Source organism: Mycobacterium marinum (assembly GCF_003391395.1).
In the GTDB taxonomy this organism is placed as follows: domain Bacteria; phylum Actinomycetota; class Actinomycetes; order Mycobacteriales; family Mycobacteriaceae; genus Mycobacterium; species Mycobacterium marinum.
The window spans coordinates 3764426-3769630 of sequence record NZ_CP024190.1 but is presented as its reverse complement, the minus strand read 5'-3'; the positions used below and the strand labels follow the sequence as shown (position 1 = coordinate 3769630).

Genomic DNA, 5205 nt, shown 5'->3' with positions numbered 1-5205 from the left:
TGATCAACCTCCGGCGCTGGTCACAGCAAATTGCTTAGCGATTCCCTGTCTGCATATAATGGTCCGCGGCTGCGCACCGGAAAGATGGCAATTATCGACATCCCGGGATGATGGGGAGTTCCTGCTTGATCGTGTTGCACCCATCGCGGTTGTCGGTACTACTGCCTAGTTGCTACTGGTGTCGGCGATCACCGGGGTGGGACTACTGGGGATATGAAGGACACCATGTCCCGATATATTGAATTCAAAAGGAGATGCCGGTCGAGATCTTGACCGATGACAAGCCCCCGGCACAGTGAACAAAGCGATCATCTACCTCACCCGGGCGGCGAATCGGGCCCGTCCATGGTTTCCGGCACCTGCGGAAGAAGCTCAGCATATTTCGAGATTCAGCAGTGGCCAAGCCGAATCAAAAGAATGGGACGCGATCTTCACGAAAGAGACATCGGCCGTGCATTTGAGACGCTGGTGTGTCACGTTTGGAGCTCGGGCGGCTATGTCCCTCGGCGCCGGGATGGGGCGCCAACAGGATCCGGCGGGTTGGCGAGGGCCGGGTGGGTGTGCAGCTAGGCCTTACTGGATCCGGAGCTCTGTTGACAGGCGCCTTGACCTGCATGTTCATTCTGAGAGCCGCGTTCGGGCGGGCTCGGCAGACGGTCTGGGCCGAGTCGCCACGCATCACGGGTTGCGCTGAGAGGCGCCGCAGAAGCTGCCCATCTCCTGGTCCAAAGAGCCAGCTAGTTCGGCGGGAGCAGGTTGGAATTGGGCTATTCAAACGCGAAGGCTCGCCGCTACCCTGTGGCTCACGCACCGCTGACTCGTGTCCCGAAGATGTGCCCCGGACAGTTAGGTGCGGGTAGTGTAGCCACGGGCGCAACTGTGGTTAGATTCGAAAGTAGACCAGCATGCACTGTGAATCGATTCCCAGGCGACCGAAATTGGCGACGCGCAGTTTATTGGGGCATTCTCCAGGCATGGTTCAGATTCAGCCGGACGGCTGTCGATCGCGGCTTACGACTTTGTTGATAGCGAAATTGTTTTTACAATTTATTGCCGCAATCAAGGAAATTGATTCCGGACAACTTGCGATCAATAACCTGTTAATTTGTTCTCCATCTGTATCCATCGAAAAACTCGGAATAATGGGGAATGCTTGAAAATGGCGGTGGAAGATATGGTTACTCGTGGTAATGATGCGTAGCAACACTAGAAGAAGCGCTTAGGTATTCTATGTTGTCGGTGCTGAGGCGGTGGTGGATACCTATTATTATGGTCTTGGTCATCGTCAGTTCCACGGCGCTCGTGGCGCGGATACGCACCTATTTCGGTGCTGTTCCGGTGATTGTTACCCCGGTGATCTTCGGCGAAGATCCAGATCCCCACAACCCGAAAAGGGTGACGTATGAGGTGTCTGGTTCGGGAACCTATGCGGATATCAACTACCTCGACCCGGATGCGATACCGCGTGACCTCAACAACATAACGTTGCCGTGGACGATGACTGTCACGGCGACAGCAGCGTCGGTCGCGCCGATATTGGTAGCTCAAAGTGATGGTTCGACGATACGTTGTCGCATTGTTATTGATGGCAAGGTCAAGGATGAACGTACGTCGACCGGTGTAAATGCGCAGACCTTTTGTCTGGTGAAGGCCGGATGAGTTCTGTTTCAGTTGACCAGTGTGGTGGGGGCGTATTGGCTCCCGTTGATGGGGCGCGGCCATTGTTGGCGCGGATGATCCGTCGGTTGGCGTTACCGATCATCGCCGTATGGATAGCTGTTATCGCGGCCCTGAATATCTTTGTGCCACAGCTAGATACCGTCGGACGGGTGCGTTCGGTGTCGTTGAGTCCAGGTGACGCCCCCGGCGTCATCGCGATACAGCGAATAGGAGCGATGTTCCATGAGCACCACACCGATAGTGTGGCCATGCTGCTATTGGAAAGCGCTGAGCCGCTCGATGTGCGTGCGGGCAAGTACTACAAAGAACTAGTTGCCAAACTGAAAGCGGATACACGGCACGTCCAGTATGTCCAGGACCTTTGGAGTGATCCATTGACCGCTCCTGGCGCTGAAAGTAACGACGGTCGGTCTGTCTATGCGCAGGTTTACCTCAATGGGACGCAGGGCGAAGCGCTTGCCAACGAATCGGTGGCAGCGGTGCAGGGCGCGCTGCGCGATATGCCGGGGCCGGACGGGGTCAATGCATTTCTGACGGGGCCTGCGGTTGTGCTTGCTGATCAGCAGATCGCGGGTGACCGCAGTATGCGGCTTATCTTGTTGGTCACTTTTGCGGTGATCGTTGTCATGTTGTTGGTGATCTATGGGTCGGTCACGACGGCGTTGGTGGTTTTGGTGATGGTGGTGCTGCAGTTGGCTGCGGCGCGGGGTGTGGTGGCGTTGCTTGGCTATCACGGGCTGGTGGGGCTTTCGATCTTTTCGACGAATGTGTTGGTTACGTTGGTGATTGCTGCGGGTACTGATTATGCGATCTTTCTGGTGGGTCGCTATCAGGAAGCGCGTAGTGCGGGGCAGGATCGTGAGTCGGCATTTTTCACGATGTTTGGTGGGACGGCCCATGTGGTGTTGGGTTCGGGGCTGACGATCGCGGGGGCGACGTTGTGTTTGAGCTTTACCCGGTTGCCGTATTTGCAGACGCTGGGTGTTCCGTTGGCTGTGGGTATGACGGTCGGGGTGTTGGCGGCGTTGACGTTGGGGCCGGCGCTTATTGCGGTGACGAGTCGGTTTGGCAAGGTGTTGGAACCGAGGCGGCAGTTGCGGGTGCGCAGGTGGCGCAAACTGGGTGCGGCTATTGCGCGGTGGCCGGGGCCGATTCTGATTACGGCCAGTGTGTTGGCTTTGGGGGGCTTGTTGGTCTTGCCGGGCTATCGCGCTAGTTTCGATGACCGCAATTATCTGCCGAAGGACGTACCCGCCAACATTGGGTATGCCGCCGCTGAGCGGGGGTTTGGTGCGGCGCGGATGAATCCGGATGTGCTGCTGGTTGAATCCAATCACGATCTGCGGAATTCGGCTGACTTGCTGGTGATCGACAAGATCGCCAAGGCGATTTTTGCGGTTGAGGGGATCTCTCGTGTGCAGGTCATCACCCGTCCGGACGGGAAACCGATCAAGCACACCTCGATCCCGTTCATGATTGCTATGCAGGGTTCTTTTATGCAGCTGAATCAGCATTATCAGCAGGACCGGATGGCTGATCTGTTAGCGCAGGCCGATGAGATGCAGACCAGTATCGACACGATGGAGCAGATGACCAGCACTGCTGCTGAGATGGCAGAGACCACTCACCGACTCGTCACCAAAACAAAATCGATGGTGGTCGATGTGGAAGAGCTGCGTGATGCGGTCGCCAATTTCGAAGACTTTTTCCATCCGATCCGCAGCTATTTTTACTGGGAACCGCATTGTTTCGATATCCCGGTCTGTTGGTCGCTGCGATCGATATTCGATGCCATCGATGGTGTGGATCTCATGACCGGCGACCTGCAGGAGATCCTGCCCGAGATGGAACGCCTTGATGAGTTGCTGCCGCAGATGGTTGCACTCATGCCGAAAATGACCCAGACGGTGCGGAACATGAAAGCCATGGCGTTGACCATGTACGCCACCCAGAAAAGCATGCTGGACCAGATGGCGGCCGCATCGGACAAAACCAACGCCATGGGCGAGGCGTTCGACGCCTCGATGAACGACGACTCGTTCTACCTTCCCCCAGAAGTCTTCGACAACGAAGACTTCCAGCGCGCGATGAAGAACTTCATCTCCCCGGATGGCAAGTCGGTGCGCTTCATCATTTCCCACCAGAACGATCCGATGACGCCTGAAGGGATGGCCCGTACTCAAGCGATCAAACGAGCGGCCACCGAAGCCATCAAAGGCACACCTCTAGAAGGTTCCAAGGTCTACCTCGCCGGCACCGCCGCCGTCATCAAAGACATCAACGATGGCAACAACTACGACCTGCTGATCGCCGCCATCGCGGCACTGAGTCTGATCTTCCTCATCATGCTCAACATCACCCGCAGCGCGATCGCGGCCCTGGTGATCGTGGGCAGCGTGGCGGCATCACTGGGCGCTTCAGTGGGGTTATCGGTGCTGCTATGGCAACACCTGATCGGCATCGAACTGCACTGGCTGGTCCTGTCGATGTCAGTCATCGTCCTGCTCGCCGTCGGCGCCGACTACAACCTGCTGCTGGTCTCACGCCTCAAAGAAGAACTCCACGCCGGGATCAACACCGCGATCATTCGCACCGTAGGAGCCACCGGATCGGTGGCCACCTCGGCAGGACTCGTGTTCGCCTTCACCATGATCTCCATGGCAGTCAGCGACCTGACCGTCATCGCCCAGATCGGCACCACCATCGGCATGGGACTGCTGTTCGACACGTTCGTGGTCCGCGCATTGATGACCCCCTCCATCGCCGTCCTGCTGGGCCGCTGGTTCTGGTGGCCCCACCACGTCCGACCCCGACCCATCCCACAACCATGGCCATCACCCACACCATCACAACCCACCACCAACCTGACCACCAGCACACCCTGACCCGTCCCGCTGTTATGCGGGGATCGAACAAGTGGAGGTACCCAGCGTCGTATGACCCATTAGGATAATGTCATCAGAATAGTTGCAGTCGGAGCTTCTGCCCTGAACTGATAAAGCCGTCATGGCCAGTTGGAACATCTATTATTCATTGCAGATTCTTATCCGCTTCGATCCATTTAAACTGAGAACAACTAGCGGGTGAGGTATCGTAGTCTGCGGTGGTGGAAGCCATTATGAAGGCCATAAGCGATTTCGTTATGCAGCACGTTGACCGGGAAGGAAATGAAAATCATGAGCGACAACCCTTTTGATGATGAAGATGGCATGTTCTTCGTCCTCATCAATGACGAGGAACAGCACAGCCTATGGCCAACTTTCGCTGATGTTCCAGCTGGTTGGCGCGTAGTTTTCGGGGAAGCGAGTCGTGCTTCCTGCGTGGAGTACGTGGACCAGCACTGGACGGACATTCGGCCGAAGAGTCTGCGGGAAAAACTTGCTTCTGGTCAAGGATAGCTCGAGAAATGCGCATGGACTGATCGGGATTCCGTCTGTCCATGCGCCGCGAGCGCCCGCATGTTCTAACGCTAGCAGCGTGTGAATCTCTCGAAGGGGAATGGTGTGAATCCGGGGAGTTTCTGCA

The 5205-nt window shown here is 56.6% G+C and carries 3 protein-coding genes; all 3 read left to right on the top strand.

Annotation, left to right across the window (positions count from 1 at the left end):
* Positions 1–1230: 1230 nt before the first annotated feature.
* The 3 genes from CCUG20998_RS15755 to CCUG20998_RS15745 all read left to right on the top strand — a co-directional run bounded on the left by CCUG20998_RS15755 (position 1231) and on the right by CCUG20998_RS15745 (position 5078).
* On the top strand, positions 1231–1659 hold the full coding sequence (locus CCUG20998_RS15755; RefSeq protein ID WP_036455767.1) for an MmpS family transport accessory protein: 429 nt from the start codon (positions 1231–1233) through the stop codon (positions 1657–1659).
* Positions 1656–4565, top strand: coding sequence for an MMPL/RND family transporter (locus CCUG20998_RS15750; protein ID WP_050674557.1), 2910 nt, complete (start codon positions 1656–1658; stop codon positions 4563–4565). Before CCUG20998_RS15755 ends, CCUG20998_RS15750 begins: the two co-directional genes overlap by 4 nt.
* A 291-nt stretch (positions 4566–4856) precedes the next feature.
* A complete protein-coding gene (locus CCUG20998_RS15745; protein WP_020725647.1) occupies positions 4857–5078 on the top strand; it encodes an MbtH family protein in 222 nt (73 codons plus the stop codon).
* The last annotated feature ends 127 nt before the right edge of the window (positions 5079–5205 follow it).

Bases quoted from the DNA above. Each gene is read 5' to 3' on its own strand.
- CCUG20998_RS15745 (WP_020725647.1), top strand. From the start codon at position 4,857: ATGAGCGACAACCCTTTTGATGATGAAGATGGCATGTTCTTCGTCCTC.
- CCUG20998_RS15750 (WP_050674557.1), top strand. From the start codon at position 1,656: ATGAGTTCTGTTTCAGTTGACCAGTGTGGTGGGGGCGTATTGGCTCCC.
- CCUG20998_RS15755 (WP_036455767.1), top strand. From the start codon at position 1,231: ATGTTGTCGGTGCTGAGGCGGTGGTGGATACCTATTATTATGGTCTTG.